The 571-nt window shown below is 42.4% G+C and carries 1 protein-coding gene; it reads right to left on the reverse strand.

Annotated elements, in window-relative coordinates:
- Nucleotides 1-190: gamma-glutamyl-gamma-aminobutyrate hydrolase family protein (locus AC5O77_RS22290; RefSeq protein ID WP_494507235.1), on the reverse strand; the 190-nt coding region annotated here is incomplete at its 3' end.
- Nucleotides 191-571: the final 381 nt, after the last annotated feature.

The raw sequence follows: 571 nt of genomic DNA on the forward strand, positions 1-571 counted from the left end.
CATCGAGTTTCGGCAAAAGTTGTTCAAGTAATGACGGTTCCGCCAGCGCATGTGGCAGCGCAATTGGCAAGCCGCCTGCGTGGATGATGGCATTCAGGTACTTTTCTTGCAGAGTCTGGGTCGCATGACCCTTAAGCCTGTTCCTGCACATTACGACACCGATAACCGGATTGTTCATTATATTTTCCATGCTCAATCTCACAAAGTGGACTAAATTATCGCCATTACTGCGCTTTAAATGACCTTTATGTTCAATATTTTTTCAATCTAGCAGTGGGTTTTCATTTTTGCAAACTCAATTTAACATTTGACAAACATTTAGTTTGCATACAGATTCGAATAGTGGTCATTATATTTTACGCTTTGATAACGAGCGGAAAACAAACCAAAGGCGAAGAATCATGGAAACCAATATCGTTGAAGTAGAGAACTTTGTTCAGCAGTCAGAAGAGAGGCGGGGTAGCGCCTTTACGCAGGAAGTGAAACGCTACCTGGAGCGCTACCCGAATACGCAATATTTTGATGTTTTACTTACCGATTTGAATGGTTGCTTCCGTGGAAAACGTATTCC

This window comes from Stenotrophomonas sp. INTA L402-1, assembly GCF_059295135.1.